Origin of the sequence: Coprococcus ammoniilyticus, from assembly GCF_025567345.1 — a bacterium.
In the GTDB taxonomy this organism is placed as follows: Bacteria; Bacillota; Clostridia; order Lachnospirales; family Lachnospiraceae; genus Coprococcus; species Coprococcus ammoniilyticus.
In genome coordinates this window covers 545,612-570,804 of record NZ_JAOQJS010000001.1, presented here as the reverse complement: position 1 = coordinate 570,804, position 25,193 = coordinate 545,612, and the positions used below count along the sequence as shown (strand labels likewise).

At 42.6% G+C, this 25,193-nt stretch carries 19 protein-coding genes; 7 read left to right on the top strand and 12 right to left on the bottom strand.

What is annotated here, in order from left to right; translation table 11 throughout:
* Window positions 1-12: 12 nt before the first annotated feature.
* From OCV60_RS02390 to OCV60_RS02365, 6 genes are all read right to left on the bottom strand, one after another.
* On the bottom strand, window positions 13-2,061 hold the full coding sequence (locus tag OCV60_RS02390; protein ID WP_262529200.1) for a hypothetical protein: 2,049 nt from the start codon (window positions 2,059-2,061) through the stop codon (window positions 13-15).
* Window positions 2,062-2,607: 546 nt separating this feature from the next.
* Window positions 2,608-3,054, bottom strand: a complete 447-nt coding sequence (locus OCV60_RS02385; RefSeq protein WP_021944694.1) for an acyl-CoA thioesterase — start codon at window positions 3,052-3,054, stop codon at window positions 2,608-2,610.
* Between the two features lie 89 nt (window positions 3,055-3,143).
* A complete protein-coding gene (locus OCV60_RS02380) occupies window positions 3,144-4,817 on the bottom strand; it encodes an AMP-binding protein (RefSeq protein WP_262529199.1) in 1,674 nt (557 codons plus the stop codon).
* A gap of 377 nt (window positions 4,818-5,194) precedes the next feature.
* Entirely contained in the window at window positions 5,195-6,550 is a 1,356-nt protein-coding gene (locus OCV60_RS02375) for an ArsB/NhaD family transporter (RefSeq protein ID WP_201815396.1), read from the bottom strand.
* 168 nt (window positions 6,551-6,718) lie between these two features.
* A complete protein-coding gene (locus tag OCV60_RS02370; protein ID WP_021944691.1) occupies window positions 6,719-8,170 on the bottom strand; it encodes a 4Fe-4S dicluster domain-containing protein in 1,452 nt (483 codons plus the stop codon).
* An 82-nt stretch (window positions 8,171-8,252) separates the two neighbouring features.
* Window positions 8,253-9,017, bottom strand: a complete 765-nt coding sequence (locus OCV60_RS02365) for a YwaF family protein (protein ID WP_173784033.1) — start codon at window positions 9,015-9,017, stop codon at window positions 8,253-8,255.
* A 632-nt stretch (window positions 9,018-9,649) separates the two neighbouring features.
* Between OCV60_RS02365 and murC the strand changes: the two genes are divergently transcribed.
* The 4 genes from murC to OCV60_RS02345 all read left to right on the top strand — a co-directional run bounded on the left by murC (window position 9,650) and on the right by OCV60_RS02345 (window position 14,828).
* Window positions 9,650-11,032: a UDP-N-acetylmuramate--L-alanine ligase gene (gene murC / locus OCV60_RS02360; protein ID WP_021944689.1), complete on the top strand. Its 1,383-nt coding sequence runs from the start codon at window positions 9,650-9,652 to the stop codon at window positions 11,030-11,032.
* 312 nt (window positions 11,033-11,344) lie between these two features.
* Window positions 11,345-12,508, top strand: a complete 1,164-nt coding sequence (locus tag OCV60_RS02355) for a DnaD domain protein (RefSeq protein WP_021944688.1) — start codon at window positions 11,345-11,347, stop codon at window positions 12,506-12,508.
* A gap of 19 nt (window positions 12,509-12,527) precedes the next feature.
* Window positions 12,528-13,532 carry an ATP-binding protein gene (locus OCV60_RS02350; protein ID WP_262529197.1) on the top strand — a complete coding sequence of 335 codons (1,005 nt, stop codon included), beginning with the start codon at window positions 12,528-12,530 and terminating at the stop codon, window positions 13,530-13,532.
* Window positions 13,533-13,631: 99 nt separating this feature from the next.
* Window positions 13,632-14,828, top strand: coding sequence for a ribose-phosphate pyrophosphokinase (locus OCV60_RS02345; RefSeq protein WP_021944686.1), 1,197 nt, complete (start codon window positions 13,632-13,634; stop codon window positions 14,826-14,828).
* 140 nt (window positions 14,829-14,968) lie between these two features.
* On the opposite strand, the gene OCV60_RS02340 is transcribed toward OCV60_RS02345, so the two are convergent.
* Window positions 14,969-16,663: an ATP-binding protein gene (locus OCV60_RS02340; protein WP_117784461.1), complete on the bottom strand. Its 1,695-nt coding sequence runs from the start codon at window positions 16,661-16,663 to the stop codon at window positions 14,969-14,971.
* 2 nt (window positions 16,664-16,665) lie between these two features.
* Window positions 16,666-17,718, bottom strand: coding sequence for a metallophosphoesterase family protein (locus OCV60_RS02335; protein ID WP_021944684.1), 1,053 nt, complete (start codon window positions 17,716-17,718; stop codon window positions 16,666-16,668).
* A gap of 813 nt (window positions 17,719-18,531) precedes the next feature.
* On the opposite strand from OCV60_RS02335, the gene OCV60_RS02330 reads away from it, so the two are divergent.
* Complete coding sequence (locus tag OCV60_RS02330) at window positions 18,532-19,188, top strand: carbohydrate-binding domain-containing protein (RefSeq protein WP_262529196.1); 657 nt, start codon at window positions 18,532-18,534, stop codon at window positions 19,186-19,188.
* A 455-nt stretch (window positions 19,189-19,643) separates the two neighbouring features.
* On the opposite strand, the gene OCV60_RS02325 is transcribed toward OCV60_RS02330, so the two are convergent.
* On the bottom strand, window positions 19,644-21,044 hold the full coding sequence (locus tag OCV60_RS02325) for a DUF6034 family protein (protein WP_173789176.1): 1,401 nt from the start codon (window positions 21,042-21,044) through the stop codon (window positions 19,644-19,646).
* 216 nt (window positions 21,045-21,260) lie between these two features.
* Complete coding sequence (spoIIID, locus tag OCV60_RS02320) at window positions 21,261-21,527, bottom strand: sporulation transcriptional regulator SpoIIID (protein ID WP_173789177.1); 267 nt, start codon at window positions 21,525-21,527, stop codon at window positions 21,261-21,263.
* Window positions 21,528-21,674: 147 nt separating this feature from the next.
* Here spoIIID and OCV60_RS02315 point away from each other — a divergent pair, with 147 nt between their 5' ends.
* On the top strand, window positions 21,675-22,466 hold the full coding sequence (locus tag OCV60_RS02315; RefSeq protein ID WP_173789178.1) for an arginase family protein: 792 nt from the start codon (window positions 21,675-21,677) through the stop codon (window positions 22,464-22,466).
* Here the strand turns inward: OCV60_RS02315 and OCV60_RS02310 are convergent.
* Complete coding sequence (locus OCV60_RS02310) at window positions 22,432-22,701, bottom strand: YARHG domain-containing protein (RefSeq protein ID WP_243863419.1); 270 nt, start codon at window positions 22,699-22,701, stop codon at window positions 22,432-22,434. The genes OCV60_RS02315 and OCV60_RS02310 overlap by 35 nt on opposite strands.
* Window positions 22,702-23,564: 863 nt before the next feature.
* Here OCV60_RS02310 and OCV60_RS02305 point away from each other — a divergent pair.
* A complete protein-coding gene (locus OCV60_RS02305) occupies window positions 23,565-23,753 on the top strand; it encodes a helix-turn-helix domain-containing protein (RefSeq protein WP_262529219.1) in 189 nt (62 codons plus the stop codon).
* A gap of 5 nt (window positions 23,754-23,758) precedes the next feature.
* Here the strand turns inward: OCV60_RS02305 and OCV60_RS02300 are convergent, their stop codons facing one another.
* Window positions 23,759-25,099, bottom strand: a complete 1,341-nt coding sequence (locus OCV60_RS02300; RefSeq protein WP_173789179.1) for an MATE family efflux transporter — start codon at window positions 25,097-25,099, stop codon at window positions 23,759-23,761.
* Window positions 25,100-25,193: the final 94 nt, after the last annotated feature.

The following is a 25,193-nucleotide window of genomic DNA, read 5'->3' as shown; positions in this document are numbered from 1 at the left end:
CTACGATCCCGATCATGCCCGGATATTTACGGTCTTGCTCCAACTGCTGTAATACTTCTTTTTATTCACCGTTTTACAGCTCCGGATCCGTATATAGTATTTCTTTCCGGCTTTTAATCCGGTTATAGTCTTTTTCACGGTTCCGGCTTTTTTTATCGCGATCGTCTTTGCCCCCTGCATGGACGCCTTCGTTCCATACATGATCTGGTAACTGTTCGCCTTCGTGTTCTTCTTCCAGGAACACTTCAGTCTGCCTTTTCCTGTCTTTTTTACTTTCAGGGCCGGCTGTTTTACCCGGTATATTGTGTGTATGGAACTGTATGCTCCATATACACCATCCGCATACGCCCGTATCTTATATGCGTATTTGCTTCCATTTGTAACTTTGGTATCTGTAAAGGAACATCCATTTGCCGCCTTTACCGACTTATATTTCTTCCAGGAGCCATTTCCCGCTTTACGATATATGATATATTTCTCTGCGCCTGTCGTCTTTTTCCATTTCAGCCGGATTCCGGTTTCTGTATTTGTCACCGAAGAAATCACCGTTGCCGTCGGTGCGATCGTGATCGTTCTGCTTACGCTTCCGGTATAATCACCCTTACCTTTTACTACGACCGTTGCCTTGCCCGGCATTTTATTATTCTTATATGTGACTGTATAATCTGTGTCTTTTTTTAAAGTGATCGTTGTTCCATCCAGCTTTTTACAGGTAACAGTCACTGCAGGTCTGATCGTCTTTCCGGTATATGTGTATGCGGTCTTTGAAATGGTTACGCTGCAATCTGCCAGCTCCATAACACATGCTTTATCCGCATCTGTCATATCATACAAGGTTGCCTTTTTATTCTGGAACCTCTGATACGCTACCAATGCGTAAAACGACTGCTCGGTCGCCATCTGATTGCCGGATTTTTCCGTGTCTACATGTTTAAACATTCCGGTTGATGATATATAAAAATACAACAGACCATCCAGCACAGACTTTCCATTTTTTACAAAACGACTGTCCGTTCTTCCATCAATTCCAAGACTGGATAAAGCCACCAGCACCTGTGCCGTGCTTTCTGCATTCTCACTTCCATATGAACTGTATGCTCCGGAGGTTTTCTGCATATCTGAGAGAACTTGTATGTTCCGGTCCACTGCTTCCCTGATCTGCTTCTGAAGTTCTGTTCCAACAGTTATCCGTCCGGTATAATATGGTGCAAATGCCTGCAATGCCATTGCTGTCACATCCGGATCTGCCCCCTGTGAATCACTTTTCGTCAGATTAAATCCACCATCTGTAAGCTCACTGCTTAATATATAAGATAACAATTTTTCTCTGGATACCTGGGCTGTTGTTTTACCCGATGTGATCTGCGGTATCTCATAATTACCGGAATCCAGCGCAATCAACGCCCAGATTGGTCCATTTAAGCCCTGTTTTTTTACATATGTCATATCCGACAAAGCTGCTGTCAGATCATACCCTTCTACGTTTGACGCATCTATCCCCATAGCAGTCAGTGCAAGAATGGCTCTGGAATTTTCCGTTCCCTTTCTGCTGTCGAGCTTCAATGGCACAGTCTTTGCACTTCCACCTGTAGTTGTTCCATCCGCAGATGCCTGTGCTTCTCCGGCTGCCTGCAATACCCGTACCAGATTCTCATAATAGGCACGATACCACAATACATTCTTCCGTCCATAACGGCTTTCTCCGATCACAGCCCACTCGCCACCGATTGAAGCATTTGCAGGACCATACCAGTCTACGACGGAAGTTCCGCCTGTTTCATCTGCCACTTCCACCTTATAGGTTGTCAGCTTTTTCTCGATTGCAACAGACGTTTCCTTCAAAACCGCCTTATAATCAATAGAAGTATCCGAAGCTGCCTCTACCTGGCTAAGCCCCGCGATCACACCTGTGCCTGCCTGTTTGCCAGTTCCGTCAAATGCTCCATTCACAGCAACCTGTCCAAACAAGGAAACAGCCATCACCATTACCAACATATAACTAACAATTTTCGTCCAACGCGATCTATACATTTTCTCTCTGTTTTCTTTTATCTTTCTCATTCTAACCTCATATCATTTCAAAATACATCATGCCCTGCAGCCATGATCTTCATAATCTTTCTTAACAAGCTCATCCATAATGCTCATACATAATACCTGATTCCGCATGGAAATCCCTTATATCAAGCCTATACTAGCAATTATAAAACAATGTGTCAACAGCGAGGATCTGGCAGGGGAACTTGGCAATTCTATAAAACCCACACCATGTCCAGATATTTCTTTATGCAGAGCACTTTCGTTCTATTTTCACGTAATGGTACTAGATTCACCGCTAGGCGGTTCATCAAGAACCAACGTGAAAAAAGGTCTTCCAAAAGAAATATCTGGACATGGTGAGGATGCTTTACAGTATTGCCCAGCAATCCACTATATAAAATTACACAATATAACAAAAGAGGATAGTCAATATCCATTTTACAGACCTTGTCTCACGTCGGTCCTTAATGAACCGCCCCTGCGGTGAATTTAGTACCGTTACGTGAGACACGAACGCAAGTGTGCTGTAAAATGGATATTGACTATCCCCTTGTTATATTGTGTAATTTACGCATTCTCTTCAGCCTGCTGCTTCATGAGCTCCTTGAAGAACGCATCCTTCTCCGGATAACGTTTCCGCATGAACACCGGCTTATTGTTCTCATCCAGCAGACAATGACAGGATGTGCCGACGCACCGAAGCTCTCCAGTCTTCTTGTCATGTACTTCATAGGAAAATCCAATACGGATGCCTGTGTACTCTGCAAGCTTTACATAGATCACAATGTTGTCTCCATATCTGGACATGGTTTTGTATTCCGCAGATACCGACAATACCGGAATAATGATATTGTCGTCCTCGATGGTCTTGTAATCCCATCCAATCTGCTTCATCCAGTCCAGTCTCGCTTCCTCAAACCATCTGATATAGTTAGAATGATGAACAATTCCCATTCTGTCAGTTTCATAGTAATAAACCATACGCTCATATGGCTTAATTTCCATATCTATCATTTTATGAACATCTCCATTTCCTGCCTGCTTCTCACAGGCTATGTCATTTCATCTGCCTGTAATCTATCCAAGCAGATAATCGTCCGGACTTATTTCCAGTCTTTCTCTTTGATCTCTACACGTCTTACCTTACCACTGATCGTCTTTGGCATCTCATCGACAAATTCGATCACACGAGGACGTTTGTAGCTCGCCATGTTCTCCTTGAAATAACGCTTCAGCTCTTTCTTCAGGTTATCATCGCCAACCGTTCCTTCTGTCAGAACGATCGTTGCCTTGATCGCCTGTCCTCTGGTTCCATCCGGTATAGCTGTAACTGCACATTCCAGAACATATGGGATCTTCATAATCTCATTTTCAATCTCAAAAGGTCCAACACGGTATCCGGCAACCTTGATGATATCATCCACACGGCCTACGAACCAGAAATATCCATCCTTGTCCATATATGCGGTATCACCCATGTGGTAATAACCGTCGTGCTTAACTTCTTTTGTCATTTTCTCATCATTATTATAAGTAGAGAACAGACCATATGGTTCGCCATCTGCAATCTTAATAACGATCTCACCGGTCTCATCTACATCAGCAAGTGTTCCGTCCGGTCTCATAATGTGAACATCATAGAGTGGGCTTGCCTTACCCATGGAACCCGGTCTCGGTGTTGTATTTTTCAGATTTCCTATTGCAAGTGTAGTCTCTGTCTGACCAAAGCCTTCAAAGATCGTAAATCCTGTCATCTCTTTGAATTTATAGAATACTTCCGGATTCAGGGCTTCTCCTGCGGTTGTGCAGTAAGTCAGTGCGGAAAGGTCGTATTTGCTCAGATCCATCTTAACAAGGATTCTGTAAAGGGTCGGTGGCGCACAGAAGGTTGTGATCTTGTACTGTTCTACAAGCTTCATGATATTGTCTGCACTGAATACATCAAAATCATAAACGAAGATACAGGTCTCGCATAACCACTGACCATAGAGCTTGCCCCAGAGAGCCTTACCCCAGCCGGTATCGGATACTGTAAAATGAATACCATCCGTCTTTACATTATGCCAATATCTTGCTGTAATATAATGTCCAAGTGCATACAGATGATTATGTGCTACCATCTTTGGATGCTTGGTTGTTCCTGATGTGAACATGATGATCATGGTATCATGTGCATAGACTGTATCTTCACCTGTCGGACGTGCAAATTCTTTGCTGAATGAAAGGATATCTTTATCAAATGGATGGAAATGCTCTCTCTCACCATTTACGATAACCTTGATCACCTTATCATCCGGATCGATGGCTGCCATTGCATCCGGAATCTTGTCATCAGCTGTACATACAACAGCCTTTACATTTGCAGCTTCAATTCTGTATCTGTAATCTTCTACCTTTAAGATATTGGTTGCAGGAATTGCTACAGCTCCAATCTTGTGAAGTGCAAGGATCGTAAACCAGAACTGATAATGGCGCTTTAATACAAGCAGCACTCTGTCGCCCTTCTTGATACCAAGGCTCTTATAATAATTTGCTGCCATATTGGAACACTCTTTGATCTCTTTAAATGTAAACTTCTTTTCTTCCTTATCTCTGGACACATAGATCAATGCTGTCTTATCCGGTGTCTTTTCTGCTAATGCATCCACTACATCAAATGCAAAATTAAAGGTCTCATCATTTGTAAATTCAATCTTGCTTAATACACCATTCTCATCAAATGCTGTCTTGACAAACTTTCCGGCAATTCCTTCTTCCGGTTTTAACTCTGTTATCATACTGTCTGTTCCTCCGTAAAATAATGATCTATATAATGAAAAATATGTTTCCTTTTTTCACGTTTTTGCAACTTCGTTCTCGGTTTTTCCAGACTTTATTCCAAGTTTTTCGTTAACTTCAAACGTAGTTTTGAAAACTACTTTACCTATAGTACCATATTTCACTTATCTGTCAACAGTTTTTTGCTTTCAATTTCTTTGTAGTTTTTTATTTACAAAAAACAGGAAATAGCATCACCTGTTATTTCGCAAGTCGTTTGCACTCTATTCCAACGCAACGGTGCTAAGCTCTTCGCCTTTGGCGATTCGCTAAGAACCGGCGTTGAAAAAGGCTTGCTACATAACAGGTGATGCCATTTCCCGTTTCTGTAAAAATACTAGAAATATCGCAGATAGATGCAGACCATTGAGATCAGAATAACGATAACGGATGCCGGAGCCGATACCTTACAATATTTGCCCCAAGAGATCGGATGACCTTCTTTTGCCGCGATCGACATTCCGACAACATTTGCCGATGCCCCGATCGGAGTTGCACTTCCACCGATATCTGTACCCATTGCCAGTGTCCATGCAAGAACCGAGAGATCCACACCTGTCGATGCTGCCAGCGTCTTGATAACCGGGATCATGGTTGCGGCAAATGGAATATTATCTACAAATGCACTTGCGATCGCGGATACCCAGATAATAATGGCTATCATTACCTTGGCATTTCCATGGCTTACCTTCCCGATAAATCCGGCTGCCAGTTCCAGAATACCGGTCTGCTCCAGACCACCGACTACAACAAACAGACCAATAAAGAAAAGGATCGTCTTATAATCTACATTTTTTAAAATATGTCCGATATTCTTTCCTGATGTCAGAAGAACCAGTATTGCTATAAACAGACCGATAAATGCAACTGTCAGTCCGGTCTGTGCATGTGTGATAAGTAAGGCAACCGCACATAAAAAGATCACACAGCTAATGGCAAATGCCCGTTTATCCGTGATCGCAGATACCGGTGATGGATGATCTTTCTCCGAAGTCTGTGACGCCGAAGATGCAGTGAGTTCTTTCCTGAAACAAAAATAAAAGTAAAAAATAATAACCACCAGTGAAAGTACCGCCATCAGGCCGGTATTTGTAATAAAATCGGAGAACGAATACCGAAGGGATGTTCCGACAATGATATTTGGAGGATCACCACACATTGTTGCCGATCCACCCAGATTTGCACAGAAGATCTCAGACAGGATCAGCGGAATCGGATTAAAGTCCAGAAGCTGCGCCAGTTCCACCGTAACTGCTGCTAAGAACAGGATAACCGTGATACTGTCAATGAACATAGCAAGGACAAATGACATGATCATGAATGTAATAAATATCGGAATGACCCTATACCGAACGGCTTTCGCGATCGTCATACATAGCCAGCGAAAGAACCCCGCCTTTGCCATACCTTCTACCATAACCATCATTCCCGCAAGAAAGATAATCGTGGCCCAGTTGATACCACCCGTACTCTCGGATGAGGCTCCTGCCTCATACCAGAACGAAAGTGTAAAAATGTTTCTGATATTTAATGTTTCAAGTATCGCATCCATGCTGTGCATTGCTACACCAAATACCAGAACAAGTGTTGCCAGTCCACATACCAATGTGATAACATGACGCTCAAATTTTTCGGATATGATCAATCCGAACATAACTACAAAAATGGCAAGTGCCAAAATCTGTGCTACCATGCGTGTAACCTCCATTGAAAAAAATGCCGCCGGGCTTATTTTATGTTTCGTCTGGCGACATTTAATTTTCTTACTTTCTTCTTTATTTTCTTTTGTTGTTAATAGTTTCTGCTTTTCCCTGTAATATCAGAAGTCCCCACATCCGATATTACAATTACCTTCTTATATCTAACGGATCATATCAACCGTTTCTGCATTCTGTTTGTCCAGATTGTCCTTGATCAATATATCCGATGATTTTGCAAGTGCTGCATTTCTGTCACGCATTGCAAGATTTGGATCCCGGTGTCTCGATGGACCGCCGACACAGCCACCTTCACATACCATACCTTCGATGAAGTCTTCTGGAAGTCTTCCGACCTTCATCAGCGTCAATGCCTTCTTGCATTCGGTTATGCCACTGCATTTGCATACAGATACATCACCGGTACAGCCAAGTTCTTTCATACTTTCAAGAACTGCTGCGGTTACACCACCTGCATTTGCAAATTTCTTACCATAGATACTGCCCTGATCATCCGTATCTTCTTCCGGCTCCAGCTTTACACCCTTTGCACGAAGCATCGCACGAATCTCACCATAAGTCAGTGCATAATCTGCAGTATCCTTCTCTCCTGACATGGATTCCGCTTTCTTCGCGATACACGGTCCAATGAATACAGTAACTGCACCCGGAAATTTTTCCTTTATATAACGGGATGCTGCACACATCGGTGATACTGTCTCTGAGATCGCATCCTTTAATGTCGGGAAATGCTTCTCAATATAGTTCTTAAATGCCGGACAGCAGGAGGTTGTCTTCTTCTCCCCCTTCTCCTTGGCTTCGATCCATTCCTTCGCCTCATTCATGGCAGTCATGTCCGCTCCAAGTGATACATCTACAACATCATAAAAACCAATCTTCTTTAAAGCGGTTCTCCAGCTTGCCATCGTAATATCTGCACCAAACTGGCCGATCGTTGCAGGTGCAAGCATAGCAAACACCTTAATATCTGAACGCATCTTCTTAATGATATCCACGATAAATGTCTTAGAACCGATCGCGCCAAACGGACATTTATGGACACAGGAACCACACTGTATGCATTTGTCCTGATTGATCACGGCAATACCGGTACCATTATCGGCCACCGAGATCGCATCCACAGGGCAGCTCTTCATGCAAGGTCGTACCAGATCTGCGATCGCATTATAAGGACAGGCTTTTGCACACTGCCCACACTCTTTACATTTAGATGGATCAATATAGGACTTATCCCGCCCCATGCTGATCGCTCCAAACCGGCAGGCTGCCTGACAGGCTTTACCCATACACTTCTGACAGTTATCTGTTACTACATATCGGGAGATCGGACATCCTTCACAGGCGGAATTAATGACCTGTACGATATTTCCGTCATCTTCAGCACCCGGTGCTTTACCTTCCGCAAGCCGGATCCTCTGTCTGATAACCTCTCGTTCCCGGTAGATACAACATCGAAATGCCGGCTGCGGTCCCGGAACCATCTTATAAGGAAGACTGTCTCTTTCTTCCTCCAATCGTCCGGCATACGCAAGCTTGGCAACTTCATACAATACTTCATGTTTTACTTTTAAAAGCGTCGCATCGTTTGTTATCATTTTTTCTCATTCTCCGTATTCTATCTTCCGTATACGCAGTTCTTTCTGCGCATATTTTCTATTATTATGACTTTTTTCTCAACTAATTCTTCCTATTAATGTATACCACATTTTTACCACAAAAGGAAGCGATTTTGTCCAGTATTCCATATATAACCAAAATACAAAGAATAACTATAACGGCATACGTGATCAGATATGGAACATAGCCATGCCGCAGATAAACAGACAGAAATGGAGAACCATTGGACGGATAACAGAGGAACATAAAGTTGCAGCCCCAGATCCTGTTTATAACATAGACAGAGGGAACAACTGTAAACAAGAACAAAAAGATCTGCCAGATCCTTTTTATAGAAGGTTTGTATCTGCCGGATGTCAGAACAAGCACCGGAATGAGCACTAAAAGTCCATGTATCAAAAAAGAATTGATGTGCATGTAATTAAATAACGGATATCTGGTCCAGTCCGGAAATAACAATGCTGCCATTGCACCGGGCATACTGATCACGCACATAATTTCTCCTAGAAATTCCCGGTGGAAAAATGCAAATCCCAGTTCCACAAAAATCGCCAGTCCGCACATCTCAAACGGAAGATATGATATCCCCATCTCCCCAATCAGGATCAGATAGATATCTTTCAATGATTCCAGGCATATCGATGCTGTTGCCAATATCTTCAGGATCTTATCCTGTGTAGCAGCATCCACCCTTCTATATCTATGACTGACAACCAGGCATACAGATACGATCCCGACCAGCCACCCCATATGAATCCATCCAAATAACGAAAAACCACCTTGCTCCGGCAGCTCATCCCAATATCGAAAAAAATCTCCAAACATACCTATATCATCTCCATAACCAGACATTTCATGCGATATAATGAGCAAAAGGTGCTTCCGTATATCCGCGCCATGGTCTGGCGGTGTTATAAAATATCATTGCGAGGATTTCGTCGTGAACTGCGCATTGTCAGTAAATGCGGGTGCTTGTCTGAGTCCGAAGGACGAGTTAGCACAGGAGCATTTACGAATCAGACATGTGCAGTGAACAGAAACCGCAGTGAGATATTTATAACACCGCCAGACCATGGCGCGGATATACGAAAGCACCTTTTGTTATATTTAAAAAAGAAAAGAGCCACCAAAATGGTGGCTCCAAATGAGGGGGGAAAGGATTCAAATATATGAAAAGCTTTCGTATTGTATGTTACAGTATATATGTGAACATTTCATGAACGATATGCGAACTATTTATGTTTTCCATGTCAAAAAAAACGACAAATTTCTGTTAATAATCACGGAAATCTGCCTATATTTGACATGATACCGTATAATTTTCTATTTTTCATTTTCATTTTGTCCGCATCGCACACTAAATTCTGAACTTTTCAATTTTTATGAAAAAATAATCCACTCCTTTTTTATCTATGCTATAATACTCACAAATATTCTTTTCAGGAAGGCGAAACATCATGTATAAAATTGATTTTAATCATCCAATAAATGTACATTTTATGGGAATCGGTGGTATCAGCATGAGCGGACTTGCCGAAATTCTTATTAAAGAGGGTTTTAAAGTCACCGGTTCCGATATGAAAGCATCCCATATGACAGATAAACTTTCTGACATGGGTGCTCTGATCAATATCGGACAAACCGCAAGCAATATTACAGATCAGATTGACCTTGTCGTATATACAGCAGCCATCCATCCGGATAATGAAGAATTTCAGGCTGCAAAATCCAAAAATATCCCTATGCTGACAAGAGCACAGCTCTTAGGTCAGATCATGGAGAATTACAAATACTCCATCGCGGTCAGCGGTACTCATGGTAAGACAACCACGACTGCCATGCTTTCTTATATTATGTTAGAGGCCGACGTTGACCCGACAATTTCCGTTGGCGGAATCATCGATGATATCGGTGGAAATATCCGTGTAGGTTCTTCTGATTACTTTGTAACAGAAGCCTGCGAGTATACAAACAGCTTCCACGCATTCAAACCATACATCAGCATTATCTTAAATGTTGATGCGGATCATCTGGATTTCTTCAGCGGCATTGAAGAGATCGCGGAGTCATTCCACACATTTGCAACAAAGACTCCTGAAAACGGAAAAGTCATTGTAAATGGTGATATGCAGTATTTTGATACCGTAACAAGAGATCTGAAGTGTCAGGTTATTACTTTCGGCGAAGATCCAAAGAACCATTACAGCGCTGCAAATATCCGCTTTGATGAATTTGGCCGCCCAACTTATACCCTTGTGATCGACGGAAAGGAGATCACCGACATCACACTTCATGTATTTGGAAAGCATAACGTATACAATTCCTTATCTGCTATTGCTGCCGCAACAGAGCTTGGCATCGAAATCGATGCGATCAAAGCAGGTCTGCTGCATTGTAAGGGTGCAGAGCGGAGATTCGAGTATAAAGGAACGATCCTCGACAATGTAAAGGTCATGGATGACTATGCACATCATCCAACTGAGATTGCTGCAACCCTCGCCGCTGCAAAGAATACAGACTACCATGAATTATGGTGTGTATTCCAGCCTCATACCTACAGCAGAACATATGCCCTTTTCGATGACTTTGCAAAGGTCTTAAGTGTCTGTGACCATGTTATCGTTGCTGATATCTATGCGGCCAGAGAGAAAGACACAGGTCTGGTATCCTCGAAGCAGCTCGCCGAAAAGATTGCTTCTTATGGAACCGATGCGTTCTATCTGCCATCCTTTATGGACATCGAAAATTATTTATTGAAAAATTGCAAAAAAAATGATTTGTTGATAACTATGGGTGCCGGAAATGTCGATTCTATCGGAAATGAGCTGATAAAAAAATAATTATCCACATTATCCACAGAGCTGTGTGAAGGAGTTTTCCTCATACAGCTCTTTTCATTTGTTTACATAAAATTTACTTTCTTTTTTTCACAAATGCCCTGTTTTAGCACCTGTTCCCGATGTGTTAGTAACAAATAATTTTTTTATCCAAAACTTCTCCACATTATCCACAAAATCAACATCCCTGTCCATTTTTCCAACCGACTATTTGTTCTATTTGCAATTTAAAAAACACATGCTATAATGTGAGCACTTCTTGACCAGAGAAGGTTTGGAGACATCCAAAAGTTATGAAAGGCGGGAAAAGTTACCATGAGTTACATCACAATTTCAACAGAAGCAAAGGAAACATTTTCCCTGGTATCGAATCATTTTATTGATTATTATATGACCGAAGCAAATGGCGAATTTGTCAAGGTCTATCTATATCTTATCCGACTGTTGTCCTCAAAAGCACCGATCTCGGTAGCTGATATTGCAGATCATTTCAACCTCACAGAGAAGGATATCTGCCGTGCGATCCGGTACTGGATCAGCGAGGACGTATTACGTCTGGATTACGATGCATCCGGCCAGCTTACAGGTATTACCCTTCTTCCTCTGCATGAAAAAACAAAGGAAGAGGCAGACACCTCCCTGTCGCTCGACAGCATCTCTTTATTAAAGTTTCCGGAAAAGAAAAAGAAGCCTGCTGTTCCAGCAGCAAGCAAACCGGTACATACCAAGAATACCATATCAGGACCGGAACCGGTTCAGAAACCGGCGTCTGTATTTCCGGAGAAACAGCCTTACTCTGCCGCCCTTGCAGCAAAGGCAAAGGAAGATGATGCATTTGCCGACGTGATATTTGAAGCAGAAACCTATTTCAGAAAAGAATTATCGGTGAATGATATCGAGATCCTGATCTATATTCACGATCAGTTAGGCTTCTCCACCGAGATCATGGAATATCTGATCGAATACTGTGTCAGCATTGAGAAACCGGATCTCCGTTATGCAGAGGGCATTGCCAAAAACTGGTATCAGGCCGGCATCCACACACTGGAGGAAGCAAAGGAAGCTGCTGAAAATGGCAACCCATTGTACCGTGCAGTCTTTAAGGCACTTGGTATCAACCGGAAAGCTCCAACCACAGGAGAAGTCGCATGGATGGATTCCTGGAATAAGGAAATGGGCTTTGAACTGCCGGTCATCATTGAAGCCTGCAACCGTGGAATTGCACAGCATCCTCACGATGTAACATTTGCCTATATCAACGGTATCCTGAAAAAATGGCAGCAACAGGGTGTCAAAACAGTCGATGATATTGCCAAGGCAAGCACAGAATATCACGAAGCAAAAAAACGAAATACATCACAAAAATCAAGTCAGTACAATGCTAAACCGAATGCTTTCAATTCATTCCAGCAAAAAGACATGTCGGCTGAGCTTGATGAAATGGAGCAGTTGTTCCTAGATGAGATAAATTCTCACTAAATAAGGATTATGTGTAATTATGAAAAATATAGATTATGATAGTATATTGTCAGGCTTTCAACGGAAGCGTCTTGAAAATGAAATTCTGGCAGACAATAGAAAAGCTGAAATATATGAAAAGATTCCTGAGATAAAAAAGATCGATCAGGAAATCGCTTCCTCTTCTATTCAGGCAGCAAGAAACAGAATACGGAAACTGCCTGTTAATATGGAAGATATCAACCGGAATAACCGTGAGTTGGCAGCTCATAAAAAAGCGCTTTTAAAAAAACACGGATATCCGGAAGATTATCTGGAACCGATCTATGAATGTCCGCTCTGTCACGACACCGGCTATCAGGGAAGCCATCCCTGCAAATGTATGACACAGAAGGTGATCGACGAGCTATACAACCAGTCCACGATCCGTGAGATCCTGGAGAGAGAGAATTTCTCTACTTTTTCCCTGAACTACTACAGCCGGGAGAATGATGGCACGCATAAGCATACGCCATACGAGAATGCCTCAAACACTCTGGCAGCTTGCAAAGATTATGTGGAGCATTTTGACGAATCCCACTCCGGTATTCTAATCTATGGAGAAACAGGACTTGGGAAAACCTTCCTGTCCAACTGTATTGCAAAGGCTTTGTTAGACAAAGGACACACAGTTCTTTATCTGACTTCAATAAATTTATTTGAAAATATTTTATCAGGCATTATAATGGGTAATGTGCGTGAAAAAGAAAAGATGATGTTATATGATTATATCTATAACTGTGAACTGCTGATCATTGACGATCTCGGCACCGAGGTTCCGAATACTTTCGTTAATTCCCAGTTATTTGAGATCATTAACATGCGCAACAACCGATCCCTTGCTACTCTGATTTCAACCAATCTGAGTATGCGGGAGCTTTCTGACCGGTATACGGAACGTATCATGTCCCGTATCATTGGTGACTTTAAGGTATTTCCATTATATGGAACAAATATCCGCTACACCAAACGAAAAGACCGGATCCAGAATAAAACTTCTAACTGATGGCATTGCAGTCTTCTGCATTTGCATATATACTATCAATGATACTAACAATATAAGGTATCGAATCATTACACTATAAGATTATGGAGGATATTTATCATGCCAGACGATAGCAAATTAGAAACCATACCCGTGGGCAGTCTCGGAATTGTCGCTCACAAAAGTTGTACAGGCCTTGGTGAAAAGGTTGATCATTATCTCGTAAAATGGAGAGCTAACAGAGACAATGTACACAAAGACAACATTGTTTTCCACGGATATGAAGCTGATACTTACCTGATCAGTGCCGATTGTCCACGTTTCGGCTCCGGTGAGGCAAAGGGTATTCTGAATGAATCCGTTCGTGGTAAAGATATCTATATTATGGTTGATGTCGGAAACTATAGCTGTACTTATACAATGGCAGGCCAGCCACAGCGTATGTCTCCGGATGACCATTATGCAGATTTGAAACGACTGATCGCCGCTATGACTGATAAACCAAAAAAGATCACAGTAATTATGCCATTCCTTTATGAAAGCCGCCAGCACAAGCGTTCTTCCAGAGAATCTCTTGACTGTGCCGTTATGCTTCAGGAATTAAAGTCTTATGGTGTTGACAATATTGTGACATTTGACGCACACGATCCTCGTGTCGTAAATGCCATCCCTAAGAGCGGATTTGAGAATGTACGTCCAACCTACCAGTTCATCAAGACCCTGCTCCGTACCACACCGGATCTTGAAATTGACAACAACCATATGATGGTCATTTCTCCGGATGAGGGTGCTATGCACAGAGCAATCTACTTTGCGAACCTGTTAGGTGTCGATGTCGGAATGTTCTACAAGCGTCGTGACTATTCACGCGTTGTTGATGGAAGAAATCCGATCGTTGCTCATGAATTCCTTGGTGATTCTGTTGAGGGCAAGGATGTTATCATCATCGATGATATGATTGCTTCCGGTGAAAGCATGATCGATGTTGCAAGACAGTTAAAGCAGAGAAAAGCAAAACGTGTTTACTGTATCGCTACCTTCGGTCTCTTCACAAAGGGTCTTGAAGTATTCGATAAGTGCCACGAAGAAGGTCTGATCGAAAAGGTCATCACAACCAACCTGACCTACCAGATGCCTGACCTGTTCAAGAAGGATTGGTACGAATCAGCCGATATGAGCAAGTACATCGCTCTGATCATCGACCACTTAAATCATGATGCTTCTATCAGCGAGCTGTTAGATCCTGCTGAGCGGATCAACGCACGTATCGCTGAGTACAAAGAAAAACATACCATCTCTGATAACTATGAGATGTAATTAAGTATAACTAAAAAACCCCGCCTGCATCCAGCTCTATCGTAGGTATGGATTGAAACGCGTTGCACTGATGTTTCAATCCCTACCTGCAATAGAACTGGAAGTGGACAGGGATTTTTAATTTTTAATTTACAATCAATTTACAACTCTACATAATTATATTCCATAGAGAGATCATCCAGCATATCTCCAATGGCATTGTTTGAAGTAAAGATTATGACCTGATCGGTATCAATGCGGCTCATACAGTAGAGTGCATTTTTCAGACGGTGTTCATCATAGGCTGTAAAGATATCGTCTACAATGATCGGCATACGGTCTTTGCAGAGAAGCCCTGCGATGCACAGCCGGACAGCCAGATAGATCTGTTCAATCGTTCCGCTGCTTAGGAACTCGATCGGCATATAATGATCGTCGTCAAATACCGAAATATGCATATTTTCATCCAGTTTCACATCGTTATATTTGCCATCTGTAATGATACTGACGATCTCCGAAATATTCTCATTTAAACGGCCACCGAAATCATTATAAATATCCACCGATATATCATTGATAGTCTGGATCGCAAGGTCGATCGCCTTCTGTTCCTTCTCCATCACCTCAAACCGTTTCTGAAGCTCATCCCGTTTGCCCTTTAATTCATAATAGGAATCCCGCTTTGCTACGGCATCATGCTCTTTGAACTTCAACAGCTCTAATTTTGCATCATGTGCTTCCTGAAAATTCCGGTCGATCTCAATCCGGACTGTTCTGGATTCTGTAGCACGTCCAAGCTCATAGATCATCTGGTCAAATTCTGCCTCATCCGGTACTGCATCCGCTCCATCAAAGAAGCCCTTCCGGAATAATCCGTCAATGATCGTAACAGCCACAAATGCGATCGTACAGATTGTAAATAACTGCTGGATGGCTTTCTGGAAATTCAGCAAGTGAACCGCCAGCATAACTGCGGCAACAACCAGAATACCAGTCAGCATTATAATAAATATATTGTCAGTCAGCTTTTTCTGTGTCTTCGGACGGAACTCCTCGTCATCATCCAGCGCTTCCACATCAAGGAAGATATGACTTCTGGTACGATCTTCGTCTTCATCCGGAATTGCTGCATCCTTCTCGTTTACAAGCTGTCTTGCCTCCCGTTTCAACCGCGCGATCTCCATATTATAAGCATCCAGCTCTTCCCGGCGTTCTTCCCGGATTGCTTCCAGATCTCCGTCTACATCTCCAAGCGCATCCATCTGTTCATTTAACTGATCGATCTCTGCTGCCAGCTTTTTATTTTCAAAATTCCGGCGTTCATTTTTCAGATACCGGACCGCTTCTGTCTTATCAATATCGGCATTCCGGGTTGTGGTCAGATTTACCACATAATTTCCAAGATCCTCTGCCAGTTCCTTCCCCGGTGCAGCACCATGTTCTCCGATACAAAGGGTATTCGTATAGGTGCTTTTATCTACATCAAACAGGATACCTTTATAAGAATTCTGATTCTTAAGCTGTACTTCTTTTCCTGTTTCAATCTCTGTCAAGGTTGCATTTTTATTTGTTCGAAGGAAATTCCGCTCCAGAAGATAGCTTTTGTCATCTGTTACAGCGTATGCCTTTCCGGAATAACCACCGCCGTTTACCGGTTTGCGAAGCTCATAATTATCCAGCCTTGCTCCGATCCCTCTGGTCTTATCGATTCCATACAGCATGCCAACAATAAATTCTTTCACCGTTGTCTTACCGGATTCATTTGCACCGTAGATCAGATTCAAGCCCTTTTTCAGCCGGATCTCTTTATTATTAAATTTTCCAAATTCCTTTAATAACAGCTTATTTATATACATGATCACTTATCTCCAGTTGCAAGTATTGCTTCTACCCCATACTTTAATGCATGTTTGCTGATCTCGTCCTCTGCATCCGCGAATCGTTCAATAAACTTTCCAAGCAGATTATCTTCATTATCCAGATGAAGCTTGTCCAGATCGTACTCACACAATGTATTATCCACGATCTCATAGATACGGTAGTTCCTCATCAGACCTGAAAAATCCGGTTTTAATCCATTTGCCATATGTCCGGACAGAATAATACGGTAAATATTCTGTGTCCCCATATTTTCCATCTGCTTCGCAAGGACATCCAGAATCTTCGCCTCGCTGTATTCCGGTTTCACAGCAAGCCCCAGATTAATATAACTTCGACAGTTAAATGGCTCCCAGCGTATCTTTGTCTCGCCATCCTTGATCTGTCCATAGATAAAGCCATGTCTGCCGGTCTCTGTCCGGTCCAGCGGCTCCAACGAACCCGGATATGCCATCTTATTCTTCACGATATGCTTTGGTTTGTGGATATGTCCGAGTGCGCAGTAGTCAAATCCTGCCTCTGCCATTTGCCGGAAATTGATTGGAATATGCTTCTCATCTCCACCATGTGCCAGCAGAATATTGACCGCATCCTCCATCTGCGGCATGATATCCGCATAGACATCTTCTGTATATTCCACCTGTCCAAAACTGAATCCTGTCACACAGACATTGATATCGTCCAGATATGCATTACTGAATGTGTCTGCCGGCATCAGCACTGTGTTCGATGTAAATTCATAACTCTCTGCCGGTGATCCTTTACTGATATAATCATGATTTCCTGCGATCATGATCGTTCTTGTATTTGTGAGCTTTGACAACTTATAATCCAGACTCTTCAGATCCTGCAGGGATGGCTGTGCATGGAACAGATCTCCCGCGATCAGCAGCAGGTCTACTTTTCGCTCTTCTGCCACAGCCAAAAGGCGGTCAAATGTTGATTCGATCTCGTCTGCCCGCTCTTTGCTCCAGCTTTTATCTTTATCAGGAACGGCGCCCAGATGGACGTCCGCTATATGAATAAATCTCATAGGATAACCCCTTTTCTGTTTCTCAGCCAGAAAAGTCTCTGGCAACTCACCCTTGATTATACCCCACCTGCCCCTATATCGCAATTAAAAAGATTGGCAAACATGGATATTCCGGTCGCTGCGCTATTTGGCATAGGGCGCTAACACATTTCGATTTCTATTCGATTCGCACGCCTGAGCGGAGCACTTAGCGAAGGTGAGTCAAAGACGAGACCTGAGGTTAGTGCGTGCCATGTAAGTTACCTTAGCGAAGACAAACCAAAGGTGCAGTCTGAGATTAGTAGAACTTACTATCAGCTAGTGCAAATCTCATTACGAAATCTACATTAATGTTAGTCGTCCTATGCCAAATTACACAGCAGCCGGAATATCCCAAACTACGAGTCTTTTTAATTTGCGATATAAAAGCAGGTGCGGTATACTTTGGCTATATTTTAAGTTGATTTAAGTTATAGCTGTTATTTTATAGATAGAAACTTTTTTACAATAAGCAATTATTGGGCTGCATTTTCGTATACTACGAAAAATGAATCAGATTACATTCACATGTTTCATTTTCTTTATGGATTTTGCACAGTTTTATGTGGCTGTATACCACTGATCGACTCTGTTGCAACATTGTGAGCATTTCGTGATGAGGTGTATATTGCCAGCGAATGCGAGTGCTTGTTTGAGCCCATAGGGCGAGTTAGCACAGGAGCATGAGCAAATTAGGCGTATACACCGAATAGAAAGCGCAACTTGTTTGCACCAGAATCAATCAGTGGTATACAGCCACATAAATCGGGGCAAATCAAATAAGAAATGAAAGGTGTGAATAGTAAGGATAACAAATCCGATCCATATGATAATTCAACCAACAACAGTGTTGTGACTATGAATGCAAATGCAGTCACCTCAGAAACCCAGACTTCAAATTCCTCTGACAATGCTGCAAGCTCCAAAAATACACAGTTCCCTGACAACAAACAGATGCCAGGGAATGCACCGGGCAGCATAGGAGGCTTTGACATGGATGCCGACGAATCCTGTGTCCTCACGATCAATGGCGGCACTGTTACGATCAACGCCGATGGAGATGGCATCGACAGCAATGGTTATTTCTACATAAATGGCGGAACTGTATATGTCGAAGGACCGGAGAGCAATGGCAACAGTGCCTTGGACTACGGCATCTCCGCAACCATTACAGGTGGTTACTTCCTGTCAACCGGATACTCCGGCATGGCGCAGAGCTTCAACTCGGATTCTACCCAGTGTTCCTACATGCTGACGCTTTCATCAAATACCAGCGGAACGACCACCGTTACTTTGACCGATGCTGATGGAAAGGTGCTCCTGTCACATGAAACTTCAAAGTCCTACAATTCTATCATCGTCAGTTGCCCGGAGCTTGAAGTTGGCAGCACCTACACCCTGACAGCCGGAGATACCAGCCAGAGCATCACACCGACCTCCACCGTCAACTAGGGTGGCAAGCCGAATGTCCACCGTGTATCGTAGTCTGTCCTGTAACAAACAAGCTGTGCTTTCTATTCGGCACATACGCCCTAGTCGCTCATGCTCCTGTGCAACTCGCCCTCCGGGCTCAAACAAGCATTAAAAATTGACCGAAAATATGCCCGGTAGTTGATGGTACATTAACATTGCGAGGATTTCGTAATGAGGTTTGCACTAACCACTGGGCATTTATCGAGCAATATTATTTAACTGTATTTTAGCGCCTGCTGTATATCAACGGTCTATTCTGCAGCAACATAGCGAGCATTTCGCCAGGAGGTGTATATTGTCAGCGAATGCGAGTGCTTGTTTGAGCCCAAAGGGCGAGTTGCACAGGAGCAGGAGCGGATCAGACATATACACCGAGTAGAAAGCGCAGCTTGTTTGCAGCAGGATAGACTGTTGACATACAGCGGGCATTAAGGTCAGTCGGTTGCGCTGGAAATGCCGCCAACTGCTTCGGCAAGCTTCATCAGGTCGAGGGCAGAGCCATCTCTGGCATCCAGAATTACGACCTGCTCCGGAAGCTCATGATCTGCAGGATCTTCGTATTCTGCAAAAATCCATGCCGGAACGTACTCAAATCCACTTCCATCTTCTTTCTGTTTCAGATAGTAAGACAACGTAATATCGTTAAATGCAATCTGCTTATATGCGGTCGGATATTTGGTATAATATGCTGCTATAGACTCATTTGCTTTCTTAAGCATCTCATCAAAGGATAACAGTTCCACCGCCTGTGGGCTGCCATCTGCTTCTAGATAACTATTCCAGAGAGCATCGATCACTCCATTTGCATCTACCTGAATCGTATATTTTTCGATCGGAACATTCACAAATCCATTTGCCTGACGTAGATTATCAGCAGTCCAGACTGCTACATCCGACACCGGCTGATCCATAACCGATCTTATGTATTCAAATGAATATCCGTCAACAACCGTCGGCAGATTCTGATCAGACGAACCATCGTTCCGATACAGCCAGCACAGATCCGATTCACTCTGTAAAATCGCATCCGATCCGCCAATCTTTGACAGAAATTCTTCAGCAATCTGCCTTGCCTCATCTACCGACAGTGAACATTCATTAATATCCGATTCCAACTCTCCATATTCATCACCCAAGCCGGTATTGTATTCTTCCAGACTGGACGTAAATACACCCGTTGCACCTTCCATCGGACGATACTGCAGAAGATCCTCCTTTATCCGGAAAAGCGTATCATTTTCTCCTTCCTGAGGAAAACTGATTCTGTATTCCAGATCACCAACTGTACCCATATATTCATCTGCGGAATAGTCTCCCGCATTTTCTCTCTGCTTTGAAGTCGTTTGCAGCAAACGGTTCATACGGTCAATATCCGAATCATAATTTGCTGCATGTGACGGATCCGCCTTTTTCTGCCGCTCATACAGATCGATATATTCCTGAATATCCTCTTTTGACAGCTTGTCCATATTCTCCATATCATAATAGACATAGACCCCTTTATCTGTATCAAATAACTTTTCTACCAGAGCTTTTCGATATTCTGAATCGATCTCCTTCATTTTTACCGGAGCTGTATACATCGCACCGATGTCCGGCACTGTGATATCGGAATCTGTTAACTGGATCTTTTTAAGCCCGGTTGATCCTATGTCAAATGTGGTATCACACGATTCCGGAATACCATATTTGCTCTGAATACTTCCACCGTCTTCATTTCCTCCATCCACAGTATAATCAGCATCTTTTTTCCCACATGCAGACAGGGCTGCAATACATGTAAATGCTGCTGCCATCACTACAAACTTTTTGTTTCTCCATAACTTCTGTCTCATTGTAATCGCCTCCGTTAACTATCTTTTACCCCTTATTCTCGTACATTCTCCTTGTTATATTTATTTTCCATTTTACCCAATCCTGACAGATAACACAAGTAAACGAAAAAAGAGAAGCAATCTTTTCCAAATTGCCTCTCTGCATCATCATCTCATGTCATTTTCTGACTCCATATCTTTTCGCCTTATACCAATCTATACAAATATTTTTATTCATTATCCCTCTTGTTCTTCCCGTTCATGCAGATATTTCTCTTTTGTTGCCATTCCTCCCCGGATGTGCCGCTCCGCTTTATTCACATCCAAAACAACCCGGATTCTTGCCGCCAGAAATGGATTGATCTTCACCAGTCGTTCCGTCACATCTTTATGCACCGTACTTTTGCTTACTCCGAATTTCTTTGCTGTCTGCCGGACCGTTGCTCCGCTTTCCACGATATATTGTCCAATTTCTTCTGCTCTTTCTTCAATATAATCTCTCAAAAAAATTCCCCTGCAAATCTCATTTTTACAATGTATGCAGAGGAATTTTTCTGTATGTCTGTATGATGGAAAAATGATATAGATTAGCTTGATATATGTTATAATTTTCTATAAACGTTTTAAAATATTTACAAGGAAGTCATACCCATGAACAACAAAGCAAACAACTACATCCTGGATTTTACGCATGTATACTGCGATGAAGATATGAAGGATAACCCACGGTTTCACTGGATCGACTGCTCTGACATTGAAGGCTGCGACCTGTATTGTTCAGATGAAGCCGCTGCCGAGATTCGGAAACGAATCATGCCATATGGAATCAACGGTATCCATTTTATTGACTCCGGGAATTTTCATTATGTAACAAAGATAACAACCGACCAGATCAAACGACCGTTCTCGCTCGTAGTATTCGACCACCATACAGATATGCAGCGACCACTCGTTGACGGAATGATGAGCTGTGGTGACTGGGCGGGGCTTGTTCTGGACCAGAATCCAAATCTGAAACAGTTAATTCTGATCGGACCGGAAGCAGCCGACATTTTCCAGATTGATGCAGTACGCAAAGACCGTCTTCTGACCTTTTCTGCTGAAGAACTAAAAAATGGGACTGCCCGAAAGAAATCAGCAAACATCCTCTCAGGTGTCCCATTTTATATTTCTATTGATAAAGATGTTCTCTCTACCCGTTTCACAGAAACCAACTGGAATCAGGGCGACATGACACTTGACATGTTGGAACATCTGCTTGGCATCATCTTAAGCCATGAAACCGTATGCGGCATCGATATCTGCGGTGAATGCCAACCGGATCTACCACTTCCAGAATACATGGAAGGCGAAGAAAAAAATGAACGTATAAATCATGAGCTGATTGATTTTTTTCGATCACATATTTCTAACGATACCCCATCCGTTTCTCATAATCGATGATATAATCCCTGTTTGCAAGCTCATACTGATTAAACATTGCTGTATCATCGAAATCATCCGGATCAATCGTTCCATTGTACCAGCTCTTGGAATTGAAATATGCCTGATAATCCGGATCATTAAATTTTCTTCCATGGCGGGCATATATTTCGTTAAGAGCGAGACGGCATTCATCCGGTGTCAGCCCATCCAGGTCACTATCTGATATGTATTCAGAATCACTATTCGGAAGCATATACTCGGGATCTGAAGTATCCCCTGTTTCCTGTGAGCCGGACTGGTTATCTGTATTGGCGAGCACCTTAGAATTATAATTATCACTTTCTCCGCTATATTCACAGGCTCCATCCAACGCCAATACCGTAACCATATGGTAATAATAATTTGCTCCTGCCATAGAATAGATTTTTGCAACAGCTCCCAGGGTTCCATTTTCATCAATATATGGAAGTGCCTCTGCAACATTTTCAGACGCTATTGTTTCATTGTAAACGACATCATAATAGTCATCTGTATCTTTAAAGCTTCCATACAATGAATAAAAGCAGGCATCCATGGCATCCTGTTCATCCTGTTCATAATCTGCTTCATCTATATTCAGTTCTGCAAGCAGATCCTTCTTCGTAAGCAGCTTATCCTTTTTCAGATCCAGAACATACACATTATACTCAACCATATCTGCATCAAATTGAAGCGGTATGATCAACGATAATATATTGCCATACAGAGTCCATTTATAACTGATTCCCATACAACCCGATCCATATTCATCTGTATTTTCTATGTATTTCTGTGCAAGCTTCTCGATTCTTTTATTTACTTCGTCACATGCAGCACCGTCATAATTTATGTAAGGCAAATAATATACACCTGTATAATTTACAGTTTCTACCTGTGCTGACATATCGGAATCAATAACCATATCTGCACTGTATGCAGTCTGTGCCTCACTTGTATTCTCTGAACTATTTTTCTCCGTAACCTGAGCATCTGTTGATGTATCTGTTGACAAATCCTTTGATGCATCTGTTATCATTTCTGTCTGATCTTCGGAAACCTCACTTTGTTTTGTAGTGACTTTATCGGAAGCTTCAGAGAATCCGAAACTTAAGAGAAGATGCTGACTACACACAAGAATACATTGCCCATGTTCTTGGCACATCCCAGACAATGTACGCCCGATACGAACGTGGTGCAAACGAACTGCCAATTCACCATCTGCTGACATTATGTGACCTCTATCATGTATCTGCCGACTATATTCTCGGACGTACAAATGAAAAATAGCGCATCTACCCCCGCAGATAATTCTTCTCCCCCCTGCCAATAAAATACACCTTATGAAACGGCACAGTCACAAGAAGCGTCACCGCTTCTGCGATTGGTACAGCCAGCCATGCTCCATAGATCTTAAGGAAATGCGGCAGGATCAGAAGGCTTAACACCGTAAAGATAAATGTCCGGCTGAATGAAATGATCGCCGACACCTTACCATTTGAAAGGGCTGTGAAGAAACCGGAGGATGTGATATTTAATCCACTGAACAGGAAATTGATCGCAAAGATCTTGAATCCGATCTCTGCCAGTTCAAATGTTGCCGGGTCATGTGTGAACACCGTAATGATCCAGGTCGCGAGTACCTCTGCAATAACCGTCAGAATAATTGCCGATACCGCCACAAAAAGGAATGCAATCTTATAAATACTCCGAAGTTTTTTCTTATTCTTTGCGCCATACTGGAACCCAACGATCGGACTGATCCCGATTGTAAATCCCAGATAAAATGCATTGAATAAGAACTGTCCATACAGCAGGATCGAGATAGCCGCAACTCCGGCTTCTCCTGCAAGACGCATCAGAACAAGATTGAACAATACCGTTACAACAGAATTTGAAAGCTCTGATACCATCTCTGAAGAACCGTTATAGCAGGCATGTCCAAGCTCCCGCAAGGAAAGCTTGAATCCGGTAAACCGAAGCTCACCTTTGGAGAACATGAAAAATACAAGTCCGGCAATCGCGGGAATGCACTGACCGATTCCTGTTGCAAGTGCCGCACCTGCAACTCCCATATCACAGATCACGATCAATACGTAATCAAGAACAGCATTTACAATACCTGCACCGATCATAAGCAGCAAGCCCATCGTTGGCCGTCCCGCTGTGACCAGATACATCTGAAACAACGTTTGCAACATACAGGCAGGAATGAATAAGCTCACCATTCCCAGATAACTTTTACAGTCTGCCAAAAGCACTTCATTAGAACCCAGCAGTCTGGATATCTCTGTCAGGAACACCTGACTGATCACCACGATCACAAGGCTGACCAGAATACATACCGTGACAAACTGAGTCAGGCTCTCACATGCTCTCTTTTTATTTCCCTCTCCAAGATATTTGCTAATGATCGCATTTCCACCCGATGCCAGCATCATGGCAATGGCGATCGCCACATTTACTACGGGATATACGATATTTAACGATGATAATGCATTACTTCCGACAAATCGGGATACAAAGATACCATCCACGATGGTATACAACGACATAAATACCATCATGATGATTGACGGTGCTGCAAAGCTCAGCAGCGACCATGGCGTAATGCGACGATTTAATGATTTACCCATTTTAATAAGTCCTCTCCGTTTTATAACACTTTTCTAATTGACAAAGCCAAGCATATACTATAGGGTAACCCTATAGTCAAGTGTAATTTTGAAA